The sequence below is a fragment of the Microbacterium sp. MYb64 genome, assembly GCF_002979495.1.
Classification (GTDB): domain Bacteria; phylum Actinomycetota; class Actinomycetes; order Actinomycetales; family Microbacteriaceae; genus Microbacterium; species Microbacterium azadirachtae_A.
Map to the genome: position 1 here is coordinate 92,895 of NZ_PCOW01000005.1, position 19,804 is coordinate 112,698.

Genomic DNA, 19,804 nt, shown 5'->3' on the forward strand with positions numbered 1-19,804 from the left:
TCGATCAGTACACGATTCGCTGTACTATAGCGGCATGCTCACCGCCACGCGACCACACACGGCTGCTCTGTCTCGCCTGGGCCATGCTCTGTCGGACTCGACTCGGGCGGCCGTTCTCCTGGCACTACGGAAGGGGCCGGCCTACCCGTCCGAGCTCGCCGACGATCTGGGCGTGTCGCGGCAGGTGATGTCGAACCAGTTGGCATGTCTGCGCGGCTGCGGGCTCGTGGAGGCTGTCGCAGAAGGCAGGCGTTCGTCGTACCGGCTCGCCGACCCGCACCTCGCGCCTGCCCTCACCGAGCTTCTCCAGGTCGTCTTGTCGGTCGAACCGGACTGCTGCACGGGGGAGGGGTGCAGCTGCTCATGACGATCGCCTCCCGCACCGGCGATCGCCGCCAGGTCTTGCAGCGACGGATCCGCTGGATCGTCGCGGCGACCATCGGATACAACCTCGTCGAGGCCATCGTCGCCATCGGCGCGGGCGCAGCAGCGTCGTCGGGCGCGCTGGTCGCGTTCGGCCTGGATTCGACCGTGGAAGTGATGTCTGCAGCTGCCGTTGCCTGGCAGTTCACCCGTCGTGACCCGGAACGATGGGAGAAGGGAACGCTGCGCGTCATCGCCGTCGCGTTCTTCGCCCTCGCGGTCTACGTGACGGCCACGTCGCTCATGACGCTCATCGGGCGCGTGGAAGCGGAGCACACAACCCTCGGAATGGTCATCACGGCGCTGAGCGTCATCGTCATGCCGTTCCTCTCGCTGGCCGAGCGCCGCGCGGGCCGTGAACTCGGCTCAGCGACGGCAGTCGCAGACTCGAAACAGACACTGATCTGCACGTATCTGTCGGCCGCCGTGCTGGTCGGTCTGGTGCTCAATTCGCTGTTCGGGTGGTGGTGGGCCGACGCGGTCGCAGGCCTGGTGATCGCCGGGTTCGCGATCCGAGAGGGCTTCGAAGCCTGGCGAGGCGACGCTTGCGCGACGTCGGTCGGCATGATCCTCGAGGACGACGAGGACCCTCGCCACTGAGTCGCTGGCGACCTCCTCGAGAACCGGCTCAGTGGCCGTTCACCGCACACGTATCATCGCTCGGTGCTTCGGGGGCGCTCTGAGGTGAGCACCCCCGAAGCCGGGTTGATCAACACCGTCCGGGAGCCACCTACCGCAATGGTTGGGGATCCCATGCCGCCTCCTGGGGGACAAAGGCGGCCGATGAATTTCTATCAACGCGAAGTGTCCCGTCCTAACCCCGTTGCAAGGAGTGCAAAAGGGGCGCACATCGCCTTCCTCTCGTCGCGCGGAAGAACGAGAGTCAGCCGGACAATATCGTCCGCGTTCAGAACCGGCAATCGGCGACAGGTAGATCCGCTCGCCGCTCTGGTGCCCCGAGAGCGCGGGATATGGCACGGGATGCCGCTCGCGTGGTCTCGGTGAGAGCCTGAAGGGGGCCATCGCCGTGCCGGAACACCACCGAAAGCCCTGCTATCGCGTGCCCGCCAGAGTCGAGAATTGGCGCGCCGATTGCTGCCGCGCTCGGGTCGGCGCCACGATCCGACTGCACGTATCCTCGTTCCCTGACGCGTGCAAGCAGGGTGCGCAGAGCATCCGGATCAGTGCAGGTATAGGGGGTCAGTGCGGGAAGGGGGCCGTCGAGAATCTCCTGCTGATCGCTTCCCGAACTGTTGGCCAGCAGCGCAAGACCGCTCCCTGTCGCATGGAGGGGAATCGATGAGCCGACCGTGTACATCATGGGTAGGCCGGCGGAACCGAACATGCGTGCTACGACCAATCCCGCCATGCCTTCCCGGACGACCAGCCCTACGTCGTATCGCGTCCGCAGAAAAAGCTCCTGCATCACAGGCTGCGCGACCTCGATGAGGTTGACTCCCGTCGGCGCGCACATCGCAATCCTCTGCAATGCGGAACCTATCGCGTAGCGCCCCGTCGTATCGCGGGTCAGCAGGCCGGCCCGCAAGAGATCATCGGCGCGCCGTAGGGCGGTTGAAGGAGTCAGCCCGGTGATGCTGCTTAATTCACCCAGCGATATCTTTGGCCGTTGGACGGTGAACGCGTCAAGAATCCGTGCCGCCTTGGATATGACGGTCACGTCCACAGCGCGCGCTATCTCCATGATTGGCCACACTGTCTTATAGACGCCGGTAATAGCAGGTCGAGAGGCCGTGAATAATGTTCCGGAAAAGACTCTCAGTCGCCGGAAGGTATGCACGTTCTCATCGCGGGGCGTTGAATCGTTCGGCCCGCCCGCGACGTAGAATTCAGGACGCACTTTTGTGGACGGCGGGGAAGGGGAGGGGTCGCCTAGTGCCGAGTTGATTTCGACCCCCAAGATGTCATCGATAGAAGATGAACGCCCAGAAAGCGAATCCCGTGCCCACTGCGGCAAGCGTTGTGAGCCCGGTCCTTTTCGCGGCCTCACGTATAGGATTCGGCGAGCGGTAGTACCGGTTCATGCGTCGTCTCCGACGCCGGGTACGCCTTCGGGCGGAGAGAGGTCCTCCGTGCATGCGGCTTTCAATCAACTGGGGGTGAGGGTGGGATTGCTCGGCGTGAGGTCTGTCCAGTTGACCGTCCCCGTCCCTGCGATGATCGCGCCCAGGCTCGAAGGACTCGTGATGTCGAAGCAGAGAGCATATGTGCACTCCACTTGAGGAATGGGAGGAATCGGAACGAAGATCGCAGTGAAGGTCATGCAGATTCGCGTCGGTACCTTCGGGGAGTACGGCGGCACCAGATCATTGGGCATGTTCACGCGGCCAAGCACGGTGAAAGTTGAATCGAACACGCTGACCTGCCCGATGGTGCCCACTCCGGTCGTAGCCCCGATCGTGTAGGGGTATTTTGTACCGTCGCTGAAGGAGATACTCCCTCCCGCGCCGAGGACGGTGTACAGGGGTTTGAAGAATCCCGTGTTGCAAGCTCCGCTGTCGAGATTGAACGCAATCGTTCCGGTGACGGTGCCGATATTCAAGAGCGTTGCGGCTTGCGCGGTGAATGCCCCGAGGGCTCCGGTCGCGAGGCAGCCGCAGTTGGGCTTCTTCTCCGATGCCGCAGCCAACGGTACGGCGACCGAAGCGGCAATGACCGGTACAGACCAAGCAAGCCCCTTCGTGACCGTTCGGCGGCCGATGCCGGGGGGCGCCATTGTGAAACTCTGCGTTTCGACACTTTGCGGCTGGTTTTCCTTGATGCCCATGCTCGTCCTGTCTCGCCGTGATACGCCTCCACGATTCGGGCGCTCTAGACCAGTTAGGAGGGACGGAACGGAATCACCAAGAGTCATTGCACTCAGTGCAATGGCGGGCGGGTAGGTGTTCAGCGCAACCGATGCACCTTGAGCGGGGGAGCGGGGCACCGATCGCAACGATCCCGAGTTGGCGCCCCCTCTGGCGACCGACGCCCCCTCGCAGAGACGCGTCTCAGAGGGGGCGCGGATCCTCGGAGGGGGCGTCGACGCAAGGGCACGGAGAGACAGGCCGGATCAGCGTGACTCGCTGAGGAATCGCTGCGTTCCCTGAGCGATCTCCGCCGACAGGGTGTGGTGCAGGTAGTGCTCGCCGGGCAGCGGCATGACCTCGCCGCGGTCGACGCTTGCCGCCTGCTCCTCGTGCAAGGTCATCCAGCCCTTCACGTCCGTGTTGTCGTCCTGCACGAACAGGAGCACCGGCAGGTCGCGGCGGAAAGCGAGCCGCTGCGCGTCGTGGAAGTTCTGCGAGAAGTGCTCCGTCTCGTCGACGTACGTCGCACTGAGACTGTTCTGCATCGACAGGATCTTCATCTGCTTCTTCGCGTCCTCAGTGAACGGCGTGCCGGCATAGGGATCGCCCCCGAGATCGGTCAGCACGCGCATCAGCCCGAGCGACTTCATGGCCTGCATCGCACCGATCGGCAGTTCGTCGTCCATCCCACGCTGCGTGGGCACGCTGCTATCGATGCCGACGAACGCAGAAACCTCGTCGGGGTATGCGTTCGCGTACTCGAGGCCGTAGATGCCCGCAATGGAGTGACCCATCAACGTGTAGCGGTGGATCCCGAGCTGGCCGAGAGCGTCGTGTACTTCGGAGACGATGTTCGCGGAGGTGCGCGGCCGGTCGGTCTGGTCACTGAGACCGTAGCCGAACGGCTCCACGACAACGGTGCGGTAGTTCGCGCCGAGCTTCTCGGTGAGGGGGCCGAAGTCGAGCGCCGGCGACGCCGTGCCGAAGCCGGGCAGCAGCACGATGGTCTGCTCGCCCTGTCCGCTGACGACGACGTTCATCTTCTTGCCGTCGACGTCGACCTTCTGCCCATACGGCTCGATCTCCTCGGCCTCCGCCGACGTGGCGACCGCGTTGGTGATGGAGGTGACGGCGAGCGTGACACCGACGACGGCCACAAGGCCCGCGATCGAGAACGCGACGACTTTCAGGAACGTCCTCCCACGGCGCGGCTTGCGCTTCGGCGGGGTGTCGTGGGGATCGTTCGGAGTGGAGTGACGACCGGATCCGGCGGTGCGGGTGTTCATAGGTTCAACGTATGGTGGGCGTCCGCACGGCGGATCGGGCGCGGGTACCAGCGCCGGTCACAAAAGATGGTCCCGCAGAACCATCTTTCCGAACGGGGCTCATCAGGGCGCGACCGGATAGCCGGTGCTCACTGGCGGTTGCACCCGCTTCTATGAGGATGTGAGTGCCGATGTGGTGATGACGCGGGTGAGCTCCGGCGCGTGGTCGGTTCGGAGGACTCTTGTCCGCCCGTCGGTGAGGGTCACGCACACGGCCGGGCCGGGGGACCACAGAAGGAACCGGGCCGAGCCTGCCAGTCGCCACCCGAGCCCGCCGGCGTCACCGATGGTGACCGTCGTGGTCTCGACCTGACGTACCTCGGCGAGGGGGATGTGCATGACGCGGAACGGCACGAGGCGCGCGGTGATGTGGGTATCCGAGACGGTGAGCGTGATGCGTCGTAGGAGGAACAGGACTCCGGCCACCAGGATCACGAGGAAGGCGACCGGAAGGAGCCAAATGATCCAGGGGTCCGGGGCATCGGGCTTGGCGACGATGGCGGGGACCACGATTGCGGTGATAGCGGCGAGGAACACGAGGACAGCTGCGCCGAGGTAGACCATCCAGCGTGGTCCGACGCTGGTCTCATGGAACATGATGTCCGGTCTCCCTGATCTGGTATCTCGCGACTCTCGTTGCGGTGAAGGGGGAGAGTCTATCTGCGGGCGTCGCACAACCGGGTCGATCAACGCCCGGATCCTTTCGGTCTTGCGAGTAGTTCGCTCGGAGTGCTGTCGTCGGCGGACGGTCGGTCGTCACGGGCACGAGTTCCGGGCGTTTGCGGATCGAGCAAGACGCGCAGTCGTTGGCGAGCGCGTTGGTAGCGCCCGCGGGCGGTGGACGCCGGGATGCCGAGCGGGGCGCTGCATTCGACCAGGGAGAGTTGTTCCCAGTGCACCAGCCGGATGATCTCCGCAAGATCGGACGGAAGACGCTCGATAGCGTCGCGCACGTCCACTCCCTGATCTGCGGGCGGAACGACTTCCTGGTGGAGCCGATCGCGCAGACGATGCGCGAGGGCCCGCTGCCGCCGCTTCCCGCGGGCGTAGTTGCGCAGCACGCCGCGGGCGACGCCGAACAACCACATTCGGGCGGACTCGGCTTCGACGGGTAGGCCACCGACTCGCCGCCAAGCGGTGACCATGGTCTCGCCCAGCAGGTCCGCCGCGTCGTCCCTCTCCACGCGGCGGAGGAAGTACGCCAATAGGTCCGATCCGGACTCGGTCAGTGCTGCTGTGAGCCTGTCGGGTTCGTTCATGATGCTGGCTGGCACTGCATTTGCAGATTGGTCGACCAGTCCGTGGATGCACCGACCGTGACGGCGTGCGCGTCGAGCACATCCTGCAGCCCCGTGTCTACCGCAATCGCGTAGAGGTCGTCGGCGGTGGGTCCGGCCGTCGTCTTCGGCACCACGTCGAGCCCGCCGCTGCTCTTGAGTACAACCATGAGCGCGTCGGGGCCATTCGGATCGGGAAACACTGTTCCCTTTGCCTCAGCAGCTTTGGGCAACCCGTCCGCAGGATTCAATGCGGCAAGTTGGGCCGGCACATCCACGAGCTTGGTGAAATCGGCCGACGTCGCCCAAGCCTTCAGCGCCGCCCCAGCTGCAGACGCCGTCTGAATTCGGTCGCCTGCCGTTGTGGTCTCGTTGATCAGAATGTGCTCCTCGCATTGCCGGCCGCTGGGCAACGTGAACGAATAGGCGATATCGGGTTTGGCGGCCCACCCAGTCCAGGTGAACAAACCGCTGGCAATCGCCGCGCTCGCACCGCCGGTGAACAGCACCGCCAGACCCGCCCCGGCCGCCCAGCGCATTGCGCGCGTACGCCGCCTTGCCGTTGCCTCGGCCCGCGCTTCCCGGGACATGACCGCGATCGTCTCGGCGAACCAAGCAGAATCGATGGATGGGGTAACAGGTGCGGAACGGTCGAGCTTTTCGGTGAGTGGTTCGTCAGGCATCGCTCTCTCCAATGGATCGCTTCTACTACGTACCTGTCCGGTTGATGCCCGATCGTCCATGGCAACCTCGATTCAACTCAAAAGCGATGTGCCGACGATACGGATCTTCACGCCCAGCATGTTCGATATCGAGATGGTTTGGGGGAGAGGCGGCCATGCGCTTGCAGAGCTCGCGCAGTCCGAACCTCGCCACGTGCCGCCTGGATTCGGGCGCGACTGACTGAGAAGCGCCTGGAGTCGGGAGTAGGTTGCATTGGTGAAGAAGTCCTTCCGATCCGGGCTTGCCGTGGCCGCCACGGCGATCCTGCTGTCGGGGTGCGCCGGCGGGGATGTCGCCGGCGATGTGCGCAGGGACGCGGAGATGAGCGTCGCGATAGGGGTCGATCATCTGGCGAAGGGTCTCGCCGATTCGATCTCTTCAGACAGCATCGGAGCGCAGCTGACCGCGGATGCGATATCGAGGATGGGCGTGCCAATGCTGTTCACGTTTTGGATCTACCAAGACGTCTCGACATCAGCGTCGTTCGTCAGTCTGTCGGTACAGGTATACGGATGCGGTGAATGGTGATCGAGCGTTCGCGCGCGGTCCGGCTTCATGATGTCCCATGCCCCTCCTGGGCGGCACCGTGGGGGAGCGGGGAAGCGAAGCGACTTTCCCTGGAAGCAGTTCTCACGGACTATCGCGGCGGCACGGCATGGTGACTGCGGGAACAGGTCATCTTCTGATGGGTAACCCCGTGTCCTGGTTGTCCGCAGCGCGACGATCGCGCCGCACAGATCGTCCGCGATAGCACCTGGCGTCAGCGGGCTCCCTCTCGGGTGACGGGAGTTCGTCGGAGTTGGTCGGCGGTGGCCTGCACGGTGCTCGCGGTTGTGAGCTCGCGGGGCGTCGTGCCCAGCGCGTCGGCCAGACGTGCGACGTCGTTCAGGGTGAAGCCCCCATGGAGGCAGGTGCGGAAGTCCATCGCATTCATTCCGACGTCGGATAGAACCCTCGATACGGACTTGCCGCTGCGGTTGCGGAAACGCTCCAGGGTGCGAGGGTGAAGCGCCACGCGGACTTCTCTGTTCATGCTGTTCGGCTGCGCGTGGGCGTGGGTCATGACAAGACGACGATGATGATGGCGGCGATGGAGGCGGCGATCACGACGACGAGCCCCACCCACCCGAGCATGATTCCGAGGTCCGCCCGCTCCCGACCACGTTCCCGATGCATCTCGATCTGCCTCCGCGCTGTGTGCCCAGCGATGAGCGCGACGACTGAGCCGAGCAGGGGGACCAGGCATACGATGCCGAGGAACCCGCTGATCAGGGAGATGGTGGCCAAGGAGTTCATCCGGGCAGATGCGAAAAGCGGATCCGTGAGGGGCGCTGACCTCGCGGTCCGAGGACGGATCTCCATCGTCACACCGCCATCGCGCGCGCAGGCAGCGGGGAGGACGGGGCAAGCGGGTTCATGGGCTCACATTGCTCGGGGGCGGGGGCGGCAGAGGACGCCCTTCGCCGCGACGTTGACGCGCCGCAGGGGTCTGTGCCGCGCATCGAGGTGTCACTAACAGAGATGCCATCGCGCGGGATTCATTACGCGACCACGTCTCGGCACTTGAACGCCAAGGCCAGGTAACAGCCCTCACTCGGCAGATAGGGTGCCCTTGCGAGGCACGGGGCCGGATCCCTGAGCGCAACCTACGGCTCTCGCGACAGTCACGCCGAGGGCCAATCGATGGAATCCAGATCCACGTTCGACTTCAGGGCGTGGATCAGACTCCGCGAGCCGCTGACCTTTGTCGCCCAGAGGTCGTAGTCGGTGTAGACGAACCATGACCGATCAGCGGGCCAGAAGTTTGATGGCGTACAGCCGAAGCGCTCGATCAATTCGTCGATGGCGGCAAACGGCCCCCTCCAAACGTGCGGTGACTGTTCTCCCGCCCAGTCGCCGCTCGCGCCGTCGGCATACAACGCCGTGATTTCGGCGCCGAAACCGCCGCTCTGCTCGGCGAGCGTCGCGACCAGCGCACGGAAGCTGCTCTCGTCCAGCGACCCTTCATCGGGCGGGAGTACGTTGGCTGGCCAGCTCCCAGGGGGGAACCAACGGAAGCACGGCGGCACCTTGGCTTCGCGGGCGATGCGATCGAGATCTGGCGAGTAGTCCGCCCATCGAACGCGAGACCACTCCGGGCCAGGTGTCGGTGAGAATCCCAGGCCGCCGCCCTGAACCACCGTTGTCTCGTCGAGGTTGACGTCGGCGATGACGAGCGGCGCCTCCACCCCCGCCGAAAGTTGGATCTTGTGAACCTCATCGTGAGTCAGTCCCGACGGGAGTGAATGATTAACGTACATCGCAGACAGCAGCCAGACATCAGCGTCCCAGCCGTGCGCGTCAACGCCGGCAAAGAGCTCGGGGATCTCGGCACCGCCTGCGAACCAGTCGATCGCCTCGACGGCACCGTCGATCCTGGCCATTCGCGTCGGTTCGCGCCCGCCGTTGTTCACGCGGTCAGCCTCTCACGATCGCGGCCCACGAGTGGGCGAAATTGTCCAAGCGATTCCTTCTGCGTGCTGGACGCAGATCCAGTCGCGCAAGCACCTCCAGACGCGCGTCAGACCGACCAACTTCCGGACTAAGCGAGGGGAGTCGTGCCAGGTGTGCCAGGCGTCGTTTTCGCATCTACCAGGAGTAGGCCATTTTCGTACTGACATAATGTTGATTATCAGCGATACCGCCCGGGTTGCGCAGGCTCCATCGAACCATGCCGATCACGCCGTACTGCCTGCCGTGGGCGACTTCAGCTGCTGTGGGCGCTTCCAGAGAACGTGTCGCAATGCACGCCTACGAATGTGCCGACGACGACACGACGCCAGATGAAGTTCGAGTTCTCGTCCCAGAGACGCCTGGATGACGACCTGGCGGATCCACGCCGGCTAGCTCATGCCGAAGGCCGAGATCGCGTCGCCGCCCAGATGGACTCTTCCCTAGGAGATTCTCCACGCGGGTACCAGAATAGCAGAGCTGACATAATGTCACCCTCTCCGTTATCGCAGGTGCCCGTCACGCCGCGGGGCTGCCCGTCACGCCGCGGCCGCCCGCTGCCGTGCAGCTTCATAGAGCATGAGCGTGGCCGCGTTCGAGGCGTTCAGCGAACTCGCCGACCCGCTCATCGGCACCCGGACCATCACATCTGCCGCGTCGCGCCAGCCGCGCGCCAACCCTGTCGTCTCGTTGCCGATCAGCACCAGCGACGGCTGGGTGAAGTCGTAGTCCCACACGTCCACGTCGCCGTGCTCGTCCGTCGCGACCAGTGTGAGCGGCGTCCCCTGCGCGCGCACCTGGTGCACCCAGTCGAAGACGGGGCCGCCCGAAGCCGTCCTGACGACAGGCGTGGCGAACAGTGAGCCGGTCGAGGCGCGTACCGACTTCGGATCATACGGATCCGCCGCGTGTCCGGAGACGATCAGGCCGTGCCCTCCGAGCGCATCCATCGAGCGCAGGATCGACCCGATGTTGCCGGGCTGCGTCGGTCGGTCGAAGACCATCCCCAGGAAGTCCTGCGGCACCGCGATCCGCGACAGGTCGTCGTCGGGCATCGCCACCACGGCGATGATCTCGGTGGCGCCCTCGTCCTTGTCCGCGAGCTCGGCGAGCAGCGCAGGGCTCATCGCGATCGTCTCAGGCGCCTGCTGGAGCACCTCTCGCGCCCAGGACGACAGCGACCGCTCCGCGTCGTGAATCACGGTGAGGATCGTCCAGCCGTGCTCGATCGCTTGCGAGATCGGACGCACGCCCTGCACGACGAAGCGATGCTCGCGCAGGCGATGGTTGCGGTTGCGTGTCAGCGCCTCGAGCAGCTGGAACCGCGAATTGCGCGTAGAGATCCGAAGGTCTGCCATTGTCTCCCCTTCACGCCCCCACGTAGGCGGCGAGGTGCTCCCCCGTGACCGTGGACTTGGCCGCGACCAGATCGGCCGGTGTGCCTTCGTAGACGATGCGCCCGCCATCGTGGCCGGCGCCGGGCCCGACATCGATGATCCAGTCGGCGTGCGCCATGACGGCCTGATGGTGCTCGATCACGATCACCGACCTGCCGGCGTCGACGAGTCGGTCGAGCAGGCCCAGCAGGTTCTGCACGTCGGCGAGGTGCAGCCCCGTGGTCGGCTCGTCCAGCACGTAGGTCGCCGCGCCGTCGGCCATCTGCGTAGCGAGCTTGATGCGCTGGCGCTCCCCGCCGGACAGCGTGGACAGCGGCTGACCGAGCGACAGGTATCCGAGCCCGACATCTTCGAGCCTGCTCAGGATCGTGACCGCGGCCGGGATCTTCGCCTCTCCCCCGCGGAAGAACTCGTGTGCCTGGGCGACGGGCATGTCGAGCACCTCAGTGATGTCCTTCCCTGCCAGCTTGTACTCGAGCACAGCAGCCTGAAAGCGCTTTCCGCCGCAATCCTCGCAGGGACTCTCGACGGTGTCCATGAAACCGAGTTCGGTGACGATGACGCCCGCGCCTTTGCAAGTCGGGCAGGCGCCTTCGGAGTTGGCGCTGAACAGGGCCGGCTTCACTCCGTTCGCCTTCGCGAACGCCTTGCGGATCGGCTCCAGAAGTCCCGTGTACGTCGCCGGATTGCTGCGGCGCGACCCCTTGATGGCGGTCTGGTCGATCGAGACGACGCCCTCGCCCTTAGCGACCGAACCGTGGATCAGGGAGCTCTTGCCCGATCCGGCGACCCCGGTGACCACGGTCAGGACCCCCAATGGCACGTCGACGTCGACGCCCTGCAGGTTGTTGGTCGTGGCCCCGCGCACCTCGATCGCCCCGGTGCGCTCGCGCACCTCGGGCTTGAGGGTGGCGCGATCGTCGAGGTGACGACCCGTGAGGGTCCCGCTGGCACGCAGCCCCTCGACCGTGCCCTCGTAGCAGATCTCACCGCCGGCGCTGCCTGCTCCGGGCCCGAGGTCGACGACGTGGTCCGCGATCGCGATGGTCTCCGGCTTGTGCTCGACGACCAGCACGGTGTTGCCCTTGTCGCGCAGCTGCTCGAGCAGGCCGTTCATGCGCTGGATGTCGTGCGGGTGCAAGCCGATCGTAGGCTCGTCGAACACATAGGTCACGTCGGTGAGCGAGGACCCGAGGTGCCGGAGCATCTTGATCCGCTGCGCCTCTCCCCCGCTCAGGGTGCCGCTGGGGCGCTCGAGCGAGAGATATCCGAGCCCCAGCGTGACGAATGCCTCGAGGTTGGCGCGCAGCGCCTCGAGCAGCGGGCCCGCGCCGGGCAGGTCGAGCCCGCGCACCCAGGCAGCGAGGTCCGTGACCTGCATGCGGCAGGCGTCCGCGATGCTCACGCCCGCGATCTTCGAGGAGCGCGCACCCTCGGTGAGCCGCGTGCCGTCGCACTCGGGGCAGATCGCGAACGTCGCGACGCGCTCAACGAAGGCGCGGATATGCGGCTGCAGAGCCTCGATGTCCTTGGACAGCATGGACTTCGTGATCTTCGGGATCAGCCCCTCGTAGGTGATGTTGATCCCGTTGATCTTGACCTTGGTGACCTCGCCGTACAGGAAGAGCTGACGCTGCTTCTCCGTGAACGCCTCGATCGCCTTGTCACCCGGATAGAAGCCCGACTCGGCGAACTGACGCACCATCCAGCCGTCGGCGGTGTACCCGGGCACCATGATCGCGCCGTCGTTCAGGGACTTCGTCTCGTCGACGATCTGCGTGAGATCCAGATCCGACACCGCTCCCCTGCCCTCGCACCTCGGGCACATTCCGCCCAGGTAGATGGCGTCCTTGACGATCTTCTTCTCACCACCGGGGCCGGTCATCACGCCGCTGGCCTTCTGCGTGGGGATGTTGAAGGAGAAAGCGGTCGGCCCGCCGATGTAGGGGCTGCCGAGCTTGGAGAACAGAATCCGCAGCATCGCATTCGCATCGGTCACGGTGCCGACTGTCGAGCGCGGGTTCGCCCCGAGGCGCTCCTGATCCACGAGGATCGCCGTGGTGAGCCCCTCGAGCACGTCGACGTCGGGGCGCGGAACAGACGGCATGAAGCCCTGCACGAACGCGCTGTAGGTCTCGTCGATCATGCGCCGCGATTCGGCCGCGATGGTGTCGAACACGAGCGAGCTCTTGCCGGATCCGGAGACGCCGGTGAACACCGTCAGCCGCCGCTTGGGCAGCTCGATCGAGACGTCTTTGAGGTTGTTCTCCCGGGCGCCCTGCACCCGGATCGCATCGTGGGTGTCGGCGATATGCGACTCGGTGATCGGCATGCTGCTCCGTATCGTGCGGGCGGAAGGGTGCGGGACAAAAGAATAGCGGTGCCCGCCGACGCGCCGGCGGGCACCGCAGAGCGGTCAGGCGACCTGCTGCAGACGGATCATGTTGCCCGCCCGATCGCGGAACGCGCAGTCGCGGATCCCGTAGGGCTGGTCGATCGGCTCCTGCACGACGTCCGCGCCGCGCGCCTCGATCTCGGCGAACGCGGCGTCCACGTTCTCGGTGGCGAGCACAACGCCGCCGAAGCTCCCCTTCGCCATGAGCTCCAGAATCGTGCGCCGCTCATCGTCGCTGATGCCGGGATCCACCGCGGGCGGAGTGAGCACGATGGAGGTGTCGGGCTGGTTCGCCGGCCCGACCGTGAGCCAGCGCATCTGCTGGTAGCCGACGTCCTTGCGAAGCTCCCATCCGAGCACATCGCGATAGAAGCGGAGCGACTCCTCCGCGTCGGTGTGCGGAAGGAAGCTGGCGTTGATCATGATGTCCATGCGGCTCACGCTACGCCGGAGGCTCCCGCGGGGCTTCTCGATTCCTGATCGGTCTCGTCGCCTGCTTCTCGATCCACGACGGGATGCCGGGACCCAGCCCCGGATCGGCGCGATACCGGCTCGGTGAGACGCCCACGAGCTCCGAGAAGCGCGTGCTGAACGTGCCCAGCGACTGGAAGCCCACGGCGAAGCACGCCTCCGTCACGGAGACGTCCCCCCTGCGCAGCAGGGCCATCGCGCGCTCGATCCTGCGCGTCATGAGATAGGAGTACGGAGGTTCGCCGTACACGAGCTTGAACTGGCGGCTGAGGTGCCCGGACGACATGTGCACGCCCGCCGCCAGCGCCTCGACATCGAGCGGCTGCGCGTACTCGCGATCGATCCGATCGCGCACCTTCCGGAGGGCCGCGAGATCGCGCAGGCGATCGTCATCGGCGGCCGAGCTCATCCCCCGATCCTCGCACGACGGACCAGGACACGGGCGCTCGCCGTTCCGGACCCTCGCGCTGCCGCCGCTGTACAGTGAGGGCATCCCCAACTCCCAGGGATTCCTCAGAAAGGGCCATCCTCATGTCCGAAGCAGTTGCCGGAGCGAAGAGCCTCGTGAAGTCGCTTCGAGTGTTCCTCGCCGTCTCGGGTGTCATCGCCCTCATCGCGGGCCTCGTCATGCTGGTGTGGCCGGTCAAGACCGCCTTCGTCCTCACCGGCATCATCGCCGCCTATCTGATCGTCGCCGGCGTCGTGTATGTCGGTCTCGGCATCTTCAGCGCAGGGAAGTCCGGATGGGCCCGTCTGGGTCACATCCTGCTCGGCGTGCTGTACATCGTCGCCGGCATCATCGCCTTCACCAACATCCAGACCGCCGCGATCGCCTTCGCCCTCGTGACCGTGATCTTCATCGGCGTGAGCTGGATCTTCGACGGCGTCGTCTCGCTCACCCTCATGGGCAGCGACGGCTCGAAGACGTGGACGCTGCTGTACGCGCTGCTCAGCATCATCGCCGGCATCGCCGTGATCAGCCTCGGCCTCGCCGCCGTGCCGTTCTTCTGGCTGTTCCTCGCGATCTCCCTCGTCGTGCTCGGCATCGCGCAGATCATCCGCGCGATCACGATCGGCAAGGACGCGAAGGCCGCAGCCGCGGCTGCCGGCCTCTGACCCGAGCGCACGTCGCACACGGGAAAGCGGCCCGGAGCATGAGCTCCGGGCCGCTTTTCCGTGCCTTCGCGGGACGTTACTCCGCGACGAATCCGCTCACGTCGCCGATGAGCCGCGTGTGGTCGGCCGGAACCGGCTCGACAGCCGCCTGCGCCACCTCGGCCGCGAACTCCGCGACGTTGTAGAGCCGACCTGCCGACTCACGGCGCTGCGAGATCGCGCCGGGGTTGGCCCGCTCCAGCAGCGTCGCGGTGATGGTGCCCTCGATCATGTCGCCGGAGACGACGACGAACTCGACGCCCTGCTCCTCGATCGATGGGATCAGTTCGCGCAGGGCGTCCTCGCCCGCACGCTTGGAGAGTGCGACAGGCTCGTACTCGGGCATGGTCGGGGTGGTGCGGATGAAGTGGGCCTGGTGGCTCGTCACGAACACGATGCGGCCGCCCTCGCGCAGCAGCGGGAGCGCCGTCTGCAGCGCGCTGACTTGGGCATCGCGGTTGAGGCGCAGGGCGTAGTCCTCACCCATGTTCGACTCCATGCCGCCGGAGGCGTTGAGCACCAGGACGTCCAGCCCGCCGAACTCCGCCTTCACCGCGTCGAACATCTCGGCAACCGACGCCGGGTCCGTCAGATCGGCGCCGACCACGAGGGCGCGGCGGCCGAGTGCGCGCACCTCGTCCGCGAGCTTCTCGGCGCGAGGGGCCTTGTTGCGGAAGTTGATGACGACGTCGGCGCCGGCCTCGGCGAAGTACCGGATCGTGTCGGCGCCGATCCCCCGGGAGGATCCGGTGACGAGGGCGACCTTGCCGGTCAGTGATTCGGCGGGAAGGATCTGAGACACGGGGACTCCTCGAGAGGGTGCGCACACGGCGCGCGGGTGGGACCAGATCACCCTACCAATCCGCGTGATTCCGCGGCGCGTGACGCGGAGTCCGCGCCAGAGCCGCGTGATAGGTTGGCAAAAAGAGGGGGCGGTATGGATACGATCCTGCAGATGTTCCAGGACTGGGCGTGGATCGGCTGGCTGGTCCTCATGGTCCTGTTCTTCGTCATCGAGATCTTCACGCTCGACATGACGTTCCTGATGCTCGGCCTCGGTTCCGCGGTCGGCCTGCTGTCGACGCTCACCGGATGGCCCGTCTGGGTGCAGGTGATCATCGCCGCCATCGCCGCCGTGCTGCTCATCTTCGTGCTGCGGCCTCCGCTGCTGAGGCGCCTTCACCGCGGCGAGGATCAGACACGGTCGAACGTCGACGCGCTGCTCGGCCTGCACGGCACCGTGCTGCTCGAGGTCACCACGCTCACGGGACAGGTCAAGCTCAGCAACGGCGAGACCTGGACCGCCCGTCTCTCCTCCGACGCGCCCGTCATCGCGCCCCTCTCCCCCGGCGCCCCCGTGACCGTGTCGCGCATAGAAGGCGCCACCGCATACGTCCGTTCCGCCCACGTCTAGGAGAAACAGGAGCAGCCCTTCATGGACAGCGCATCCTTCATCCCCACCGCCATCGGGTGGATCCTGGCGATCGCCGTCATCATCTTCGTGCTGGTGACGATCGCGCGATCGGTCAGGATCATCCCGCAGGCGACCGCCGGGGTCGTCGAGCGGCTCGGCAGGTACCACAAGACCCTGATGCCGGGTCTGAACCTGCTCGTGCCGTTCATCGACCGTCTGCGCCCGCTCATCGACATGCGCGAGCAGGTCGTCTCGTTCCCGCCGCAGCCCGTGATCACCGAGGACAACCTGGTGGTCTCGATCGACACGGTCGTCTACTTCCAGGTGACCGATGCCAGGGCCGCGACCTACGAGATCGCGAACTACCTCGGCGCCGTTGAGCAGCTCACCACTACCACGCTCCGCAACGTCGTCGGCGGTCTGAACCTCGAGGAGGCGCTGACCAGCCGCGACAACATCAACGGGCAGCTGCGCGTCGTGCTGGACGAGGCGACGGGCAAGTGGGGCATCCGCGTCGGACGCGTGGAGCTCAAGGCCATCGACCCGCCCGTGTCCATCCAGGACTCGATGGAGAAGCAGATGCGCGCCGAGCGCGACCGTCGCGCGGCGATCCTGACCGCGGAGGGCACGAAGCAGTCGCAGATCCTCGAGGCCGAGGGCCAGCGACAGGCGGAGATCCTCCGCGCCGAGGGCGAGAAGCAGGCCGCGGTGCTCCGCGCGCAGGGTGAGGCGGAGGCGATCCAGAACGTCTTCAACGCCATCCACCAGGGCCAGCCGGACGACAAGCTGCTCGCCTACCAGTACCTGCAGATGCTGCCGAAGATCAGTGAGAGCGCATCCAGCAAGCTCTGGATCATCCCGAGTGAATTCACGGAGGCCCTGAAGAACTTCGGTGGCGCATTCTCGCCGGGATCCGGCGGATCCACGCCGTTCACCCCGAAGGCGCCCTCGACGCCTTCGGTGCCAACGACGCGCGCGGCCGCATCGACCGCTGCGGTTCCCCCCGCGCCCGCCTCCGACGGCGTCGCGTGACGCACCCGTACTTCCAGGGCGCTTCGGCGCCGCGAGTCCTCGCTCACCGCGGTCTGGTGGGCGAGGACTCGTCTGTGTTCGACAACTCCGCACTCTCGATCGCGGCTGCGGACGCCGCGGGCGCGGAATACGTGGAGACCGATTGCAGGGCGACCGCCGACGGCGACGCCGTGCTCTTCCACGACGAGACCCTGCAGCGCCTGCTGGGCGACCCCAGGCCCGTCGCCGAGGTGACGACGGCAGAGCTGTCCAGGCTGTTCGCCGCGCACGGAGGCCTGCTCACCCTCGCGGAAGCCCTCGACGCGTTCCCCCGGCTGCGGTTCAACGTCGATGTGAAGGCGCGGGCCGCCGCCGAGGATGTGGGGCGCGCCGCCGCCCCGCACGGGGATCGAGTGCTCCTCACGAGCTTCGACGACCGCAACCGGCATGCCGCACTGGCGGCCGCGGTGAGGGCCGACGCCGATGTGCTGCCCGCCTCCTCCGGAGGAAGGAACGCGATCGCGATGCTGCGGCTGGCTTCCGCGCTCCGGCTGCGCAGCTGGACGCGGAGGATCCTGCAGGGGCTCGACGCCGTGCAGATCCCGGAGCGATTCGGTCCCCTGCGCGTCTTCACCCCCTCCCTCGTCCGCGCCGCACACGACTCCGGCGTCGAGGTCCACGTGTGGACGGTGAACGACCCGGAGCGCATGCGTGCGCTGGTCGCCGCCGGCGCAGACGGCGTCGTCACGGACCGGGCGGACCTCGCCATCCGGACGCTGGCGCCGCACTGACATCCGGTCTCACCCGCACGAGGATCCAGTCCCGATCAGCTCGCCCAGCGGCTGCGGGCTGGGTATCGACTGTGAAAGACTTCATGGTTTGCCCCCTTCGCATCTTCTGCACAGGCCGGGCCGATATACCTGAGGGCGACGAGAGGACCACACAATGGCAGATCGCAGCCTTAGAGGAATCCGACTCGGCGCCCAGAGCCTTCAGAGCGAAGAGGGCGTCGTCTTCATGGAACGCCAGCAGAGCGCATACACCTGCGACTCCTGCGGCCACGTGACCACCCTGATGTTCGCGGCCGACGCCGAGCCGCCGACCACCTGGGAGTGCCGCGCGTGCGGCGCCGACGCCCGCCTCCAAGTCGACGGCAAGCCCGTCGAGATCGCGGAGGACGGAGACAAGGCCGGACGCACCCACTGGGACATGCTTCTGGAGCGCCGAACCCGCGCCGAGCTCGAGGAGCTCCTGGAGGAGCGTCTCGCCTTCATCCGCGCCCGTCGCGGTGCCGGTGAGGATCCGACGCGCGAGCGGATCGGCGCCTAAGCTCCTGACCGGCTCCGTCGCACTCGCGCAGAAACACCCGCGAACGCGACGAGGAGCAGCCCGCCCCACAGCAGGATCTGCTCCAACCAGGGCCCGATGAGAACACCCGCGGTCGCCCCGGTGTGCAGCTCGACATCCTCGAGCAGCGCACCGGGGCGATCCTCGTTCAGGGACGCCTGCGTGGACCCGTCGGCCCGGATCACCTGGCTGGTGCCGACGGTCGAGATGTTCACGACCGAGCGCCCGGTCTCCACGGCGCGCATGCGTGCGATCCCGAGTTGCTGCAGGTTCTCCTCGGTGCCGCGGAAGTCGGCATTGTTGGTCTGGAAGATGAGCACCTGGGCGCCGGATCCGATGCCCTCCGCGATGAGGTCGTCGTAGATCACGTCGAAGCAGATCGCGAGACCCACCGGGGTGTCCCCGACGCGGACGACCGGAGCATCTGCGCCCGGGGTGTACTCCCGTCCGATCAAGCCGATGAGATCGGGCACGATCGCGTTGTAGAACGCGCGGTCCGGCACGTACTCGCCGAACGGCACCGGGTGCCGCTTGGCGTGCGTCTGCACGTCCTCCCGCGCCAGGGGACGGTGGTTGTCGGCGGGCCACAGGAACGAGGTGTTGTAGAACAGCTCGCCCTTCTGGGTGGCGGCGTTCGCGAGGATCGGCGCGTTCACGCGCGCGGAGATCGCATCGAGGGCGTCGGCGAGAACCGGGTACTGGAACGGATCATCGTCCAGGCCGCCCTCCGGCCAGACCAGCAGATCCATGCGCTTGCCGTACAGGGGCTCTGTGGCCGCCGCCTGTGCGTTCAGCACCGACAACGGTTCGCGCTTGTCGAAGTATCCGGTCGGGCCGTTGCCCTGCACGGCTCCGATGCGCATCGAGCCGTTCGCCGTCGTCGGGAACGCGGGCAGGAATGCGAGCAGGGCGACGAGTGCCGCGGGTACGAGGAGCGTCACGGCGCGCGGAAGCCGGCGGGCGCGGACGACCTCGACGAGGACCGCGACGAGGAGGACCATCACGAAACCGAGTCCGCTGATGCCGATCCAGCTCGTCACGCGCGCCGCCGAGGTGTCGGACAGCGTGTAGGCGATGCGCGCCCACGGGAATCCGCCGTACGGCCAGTTGCCCACGAACAGCTCCCGGCCGACCCACAGGGCGGCGACGATGACCGAGAGCAGGAGCGAGCGGGCCGGCCCGGGCCGCATGATCCGGGGGATCCACCGGTACGCGAGCGTGACCGGGATCAGCGCGATCGCGGTCAGGGCGCCCTCGAGCAGTCCGAGGGCGAGCCACGGGATCGGCCCCAGATAGCGAGCCGTCCAGGAGACGAGGACCAGGAAGAACACGGCGCCGTACACGAAGCCCACCAGCAGTGCGGACCAGGTGCGACGGCCGATCAGCGAGACGAGCAGCAGCGCCACGGCGGGGAACGCCAGTAGCCAGAGCGAGAGCGCCGGGAACGCGAGATTCAGCAGACCCCCCGCGGCGGCCGCAGCGATCAGGGCAGCCCATAGCGGCAGCACGGGCCGGGTCGCTGCGGATGCGGCTCCGGCGTCGACGGGCGCGGTCAGGCGGGTCGTCACG

At 66.5% G+C, this 19,804-nt stretch carries 23 protein-coding genes; 8 read left to right on the plus strand and 15 right to left on the minus strand.

The window, feature by feature from the left end; all coding sequences use genetic code 11:
- Nucleotides 1-34 precede the first annotated feature (34 nt).
- Together CQ044_RS06795 and CQ044_RS06800 are read left to right on the plus strand one after the other, a co-directional pair.
- Nucleotides 35-367 (plus strand): helix-turn-helix transcriptional regulator, encoded by a 333-nt coding sequence (locus tag CQ044_RS06795; protein WP_105687764.1) that lies wholly within the window; start codon nt 35-37, stop codon nt 365-367.
- Nucleotides 364-1,023, plus strand: a complete 660-nt coding sequence (locus CQ044_RS06800; RefSeq protein ID WP_105687866.1) for a cation diffusion facilitator family transporter — start codon at nt 364-366, stop codon at nt 1,021-1,023. Before CQ044_RS06795 ends, CQ044_RS06800 begins: the two co-directional genes overlap by 4 nt.
- A gap of 307 nt (nt 1,024-1,330) precedes the next feature.
- On the opposite strand, the gene CQ044_RS06805 is transcribed toward CQ044_RS06800, so the two are convergent.
- The 6 genes from CQ044_RS06805 to CQ044_RS06825 all read right to left on the minus strand — a co-directional run bounded on the left by CQ044_RS06805 (nt 1,331) and on the right by CQ044_RS06825 (nt 6,515).
- On the minus strand, nt 1,331-2,107 hold the full coding sequence (locus CQ044_RS06805) for an IclR family transcriptional regulator (RefSeq protein ID WP_219844930.1): 777 nt from the start codon (nt 2,105-2,107) through the stop codon (nt 1,331-1,333).
- 423 nt (nt 2,108-2,530) lie between these two features.
- Nucleotides 2,531-3,208, minus strand: coding sequence for a hypothetical protein (locus CQ044_RS19390; RefSeq protein ID WP_146116744.1), 678 nt, complete (start codon nt 3,206-3,208; stop codon nt 2,531-2,533).
- A 285-nt stretch (nt 3,209-3,493) separates the two neighbouring features.
- Nucleotides 3,494-4,516 (minus strand): alpha/beta fold hydrolase, encoded by a 1,023-nt coding sequence (locus CQ044_RS06810; RefSeq protein ID WP_105687766.1) that lies wholly within the window; start codon nt 4,514-4,516, stop codon nt 3,494-3,496.
- 150 nt (nt 4,517-4,666) lie between these two features.
- Complete coding sequence (locus tag CQ044_RS06815) at nt 4,667-5,152, minus strand: hypothetical protein (protein ID WP_105687767.1); 486 nt, start codon at nt 5,150-5,152, stop codon at nt 4,667-4,669.
- 89 nt (nt 5,153-5,241) lie between these two features.
- Nucleotides 5,242-5,814: an RNA polymerase sigma factor gene (locus tag CQ044_RS06820; protein WP_105687768.1), complete on the minus strand. Its 573-nt coding sequence runs from the start codon at nt 5,812-5,814 to the stop codon at nt 5,242-5,244.
- Complete coding sequence (locus CQ044_RS06825; RefSeq protein WP_146116745.1) at nt 5,811-6,515, minus strand: hypothetical protein; 705 nt, start codon at nt 6,513-6,515, stop codon at nt 5,811-5,813. The genes CQ044_RS06820 and CQ044_RS06825 overlap by 4 nt, the downstream gene beginning before the upstream one ends.
- A gap of 256 nt (nt 6,516-6,771) precedes the next feature.
- Here CQ044_RS06825 and CQ044_RS06830 point away from each other — a divergent pair, with 256 nt between their 5' ends.
- Nucleotides 6,772-7,083, plus strand: a complete 312-nt coding sequence (locus tag CQ044_RS06830) for a hypothetical protein (protein ID WP_146116746.1) — start codon at nt 6,772-6,774, stop codon at nt 7,081-7,083.
- Between the two features lie 232 nt (nt 7,084-7,315).
- On the opposite strand, the gene CQ044_RS19395 is transcribed toward CQ044_RS06830, so the two are convergent.
- The 7 genes from CQ044_RS19395 to CQ044_RS06860 all read right to left on the minus strand — a co-directional run bounded on the left by CQ044_RS19395 (nt 7,316) and on the right by CQ044_RS06860 (nt 13,717).
- The gene (locus tag CQ044_RS19395) at nt 7,316-7,618 is read right to left on the minus strand and encodes a hypothetical protein (protein ID WP_146116747.1); all 303 of its coding nucleotides are present in this window, start codon (nt 7,616-7,618) and stop codon (nt 7,316-7,318) included.
- Entirely contained in the window at nt 7,615-7,842 is a 228-nt protein-coding gene (locus CQ044_RS06835; protein ID WP_181158205.1) for a DUF4190 domain-containing protein, read from the minus strand. Before CQ044_RS06835 ends, CQ044_RS19395 begins: the two co-directional genes overlap by 4 nt.
- A 377-nt stretch (nt 7,843-8,219) precedes the next feature.
- Nucleotides 8,220-9,008, minus strand: a complete 789-nt coding sequence (locus CQ044_RS06840; protein ID WP_146116749.1) for a hypothetical protein — start codon at nt 9,006-9,008, stop codon at nt 8,220-8,222.
- Between the two features lie 576 nt (nt 9,009-9,584).
- Nucleotides 9,585-10,403 (minus strand): TrmH family RNA methyltransferase, encoded by an 819-nt coding sequence (locus CQ044_RS06845; protein ID WP_105687773.1) that lies wholly within the window; start codon nt 10,401-10,403, stop codon nt 9,585-9,587.
- A gap of 10 nt (nt 10,404-10,413) precedes the next feature.
- Nucleotides 10,414-12,774, minus strand: coding sequence for an excinuclease ABC subunit UvrA (locus CQ044_RS06850; protein ID WP_105687774.1), 2,361 nt, complete (start codon nt 12,772-12,774; stop codon nt 10,414-10,416).
- Nucleotides 12,775-12,858: 84 nt separating this feature from the next.
- Nucleotides 12,859-13,269 carry a VOC family protein gene (locus CQ044_RS06855; RefSeq protein ID WP_105687867.1) on the minus strand — a complete coding sequence of 137 codons (411 nt, stop codon included), beginning with the start codon at nt 13,267-13,269 and terminating at the stop codon, nt 12,859-12,861.
- Between the two features lie 10 nt (nt 13,270-13,279).
- A complete protein-coding gene (locus tag CQ044_RS06860; protein WP_105687775.1) occupies nt 13,280-13,717 on the minus strand; it encodes a helix-turn-helix transcriptional regulator in 438 nt (145 codons plus the stop codon).
- 122 nt (nt 13,718-13,839) lie between these two features.
- Here CQ044_RS06860 and CQ044_RS06865 point away from each other — a divergent pair, with 122 nt between their 5' ends.
- Nucleotides 13,840-14,424, plus strand: a complete 585-nt coding sequence (locus CQ044_RS06865) for an HdeD family acid-resistance protein (RefSeq protein WP_105687776.1) — start codon at nt 13,840-13,842, stop codon at nt 14,422-14,424.
- A gap of 76 nt (nt 14,425-14,500) precedes the next feature.
- On the opposite strand, the gene CQ044_RS06870 is transcribed toward CQ044_RS06865, so the two are convergent.
- The gene (locus CQ044_RS06870) at nt 14,501-15,265 is read right to left on the minus strand and encodes an SDR family oxidoreductase (protein WP_105687777.1); all 765 of its coding nucleotides are present in this window, start codon (nt 15,263-15,265) and stop codon (nt 14,501-14,503) included.
- Nucleotides 15,266-15,400: 135 nt separating this feature from the next.
- On the opposite strand from CQ044_RS06870, the gene CQ044_RS06875 reads away from it, so the two are divergent.
- The 4 genes from CQ044_RS06875 (at nt 15,401) to CQ044_RS19515 (ending at nt 18,217) form a co-directional block, all read left to right on the plus strand.
- Nucleotides 15,401-15,877, plus strand: coding sequence for an NfeD family protein (locus CQ044_RS06875; RefSeq protein WP_258133186.1), 477 nt, complete (start codon nt 15,401-15,403; stop codon nt 15,875-15,877).
- A gap of 21 nt (nt 15,878-15,898) precedes the next feature.
- Nucleotides 15,899-16,909: an SPFH domain-containing protein gene (locus tag CQ044_RS06880; RefSeq protein WP_219844931.1), complete on the plus strand. Its 1,011-nt coding sequence runs from the start codon at nt 15,899-15,901 to the stop codon at nt 16,907-16,909.
- 56 nt (nt 16,910-16,965) lie between these two features.
- A complete protein-coding gene (locus CQ044_RS06885; protein ID WP_308736924.1) occupies nt 16,966-17,679 on the plus strand; it encodes a glycerophosphodiester phosphodiesterase family protein in 714 nt (237 codons plus the stop codon).
- Nucleotides 17,680-17,833: 154 nt separating this feature from the next.
- Nucleotides 17,834-18,217: an RNA polymerase-binding protein RbpA gene (locus CQ044_RS19515; RefSeq protein WP_181158206.1), complete on the plus strand. Its 384-nt coding sequence runs from the start codon at nt 17,834-17,836 to the stop codon at nt 18,215-18,217.
- On the opposite strand, the gene lnt is transcribed toward CQ044_RS19515, so the two are convergent.
- Complete coding sequence (gene lnt / locus CQ044_RS06890) at nt 18,214-19,803, minus strand: apolipoprotein N-acyltransferase (protein ID WP_258133187.1); 1,590 nt, start codon at nt 19,801-19,803, stop codon at nt 18,214-18,216. The genes CQ044_RS19515 and lnt overlap by 4 nt on opposite strands.
- Nucleotide 19,804: the final 1 nt, after the last annotated feature.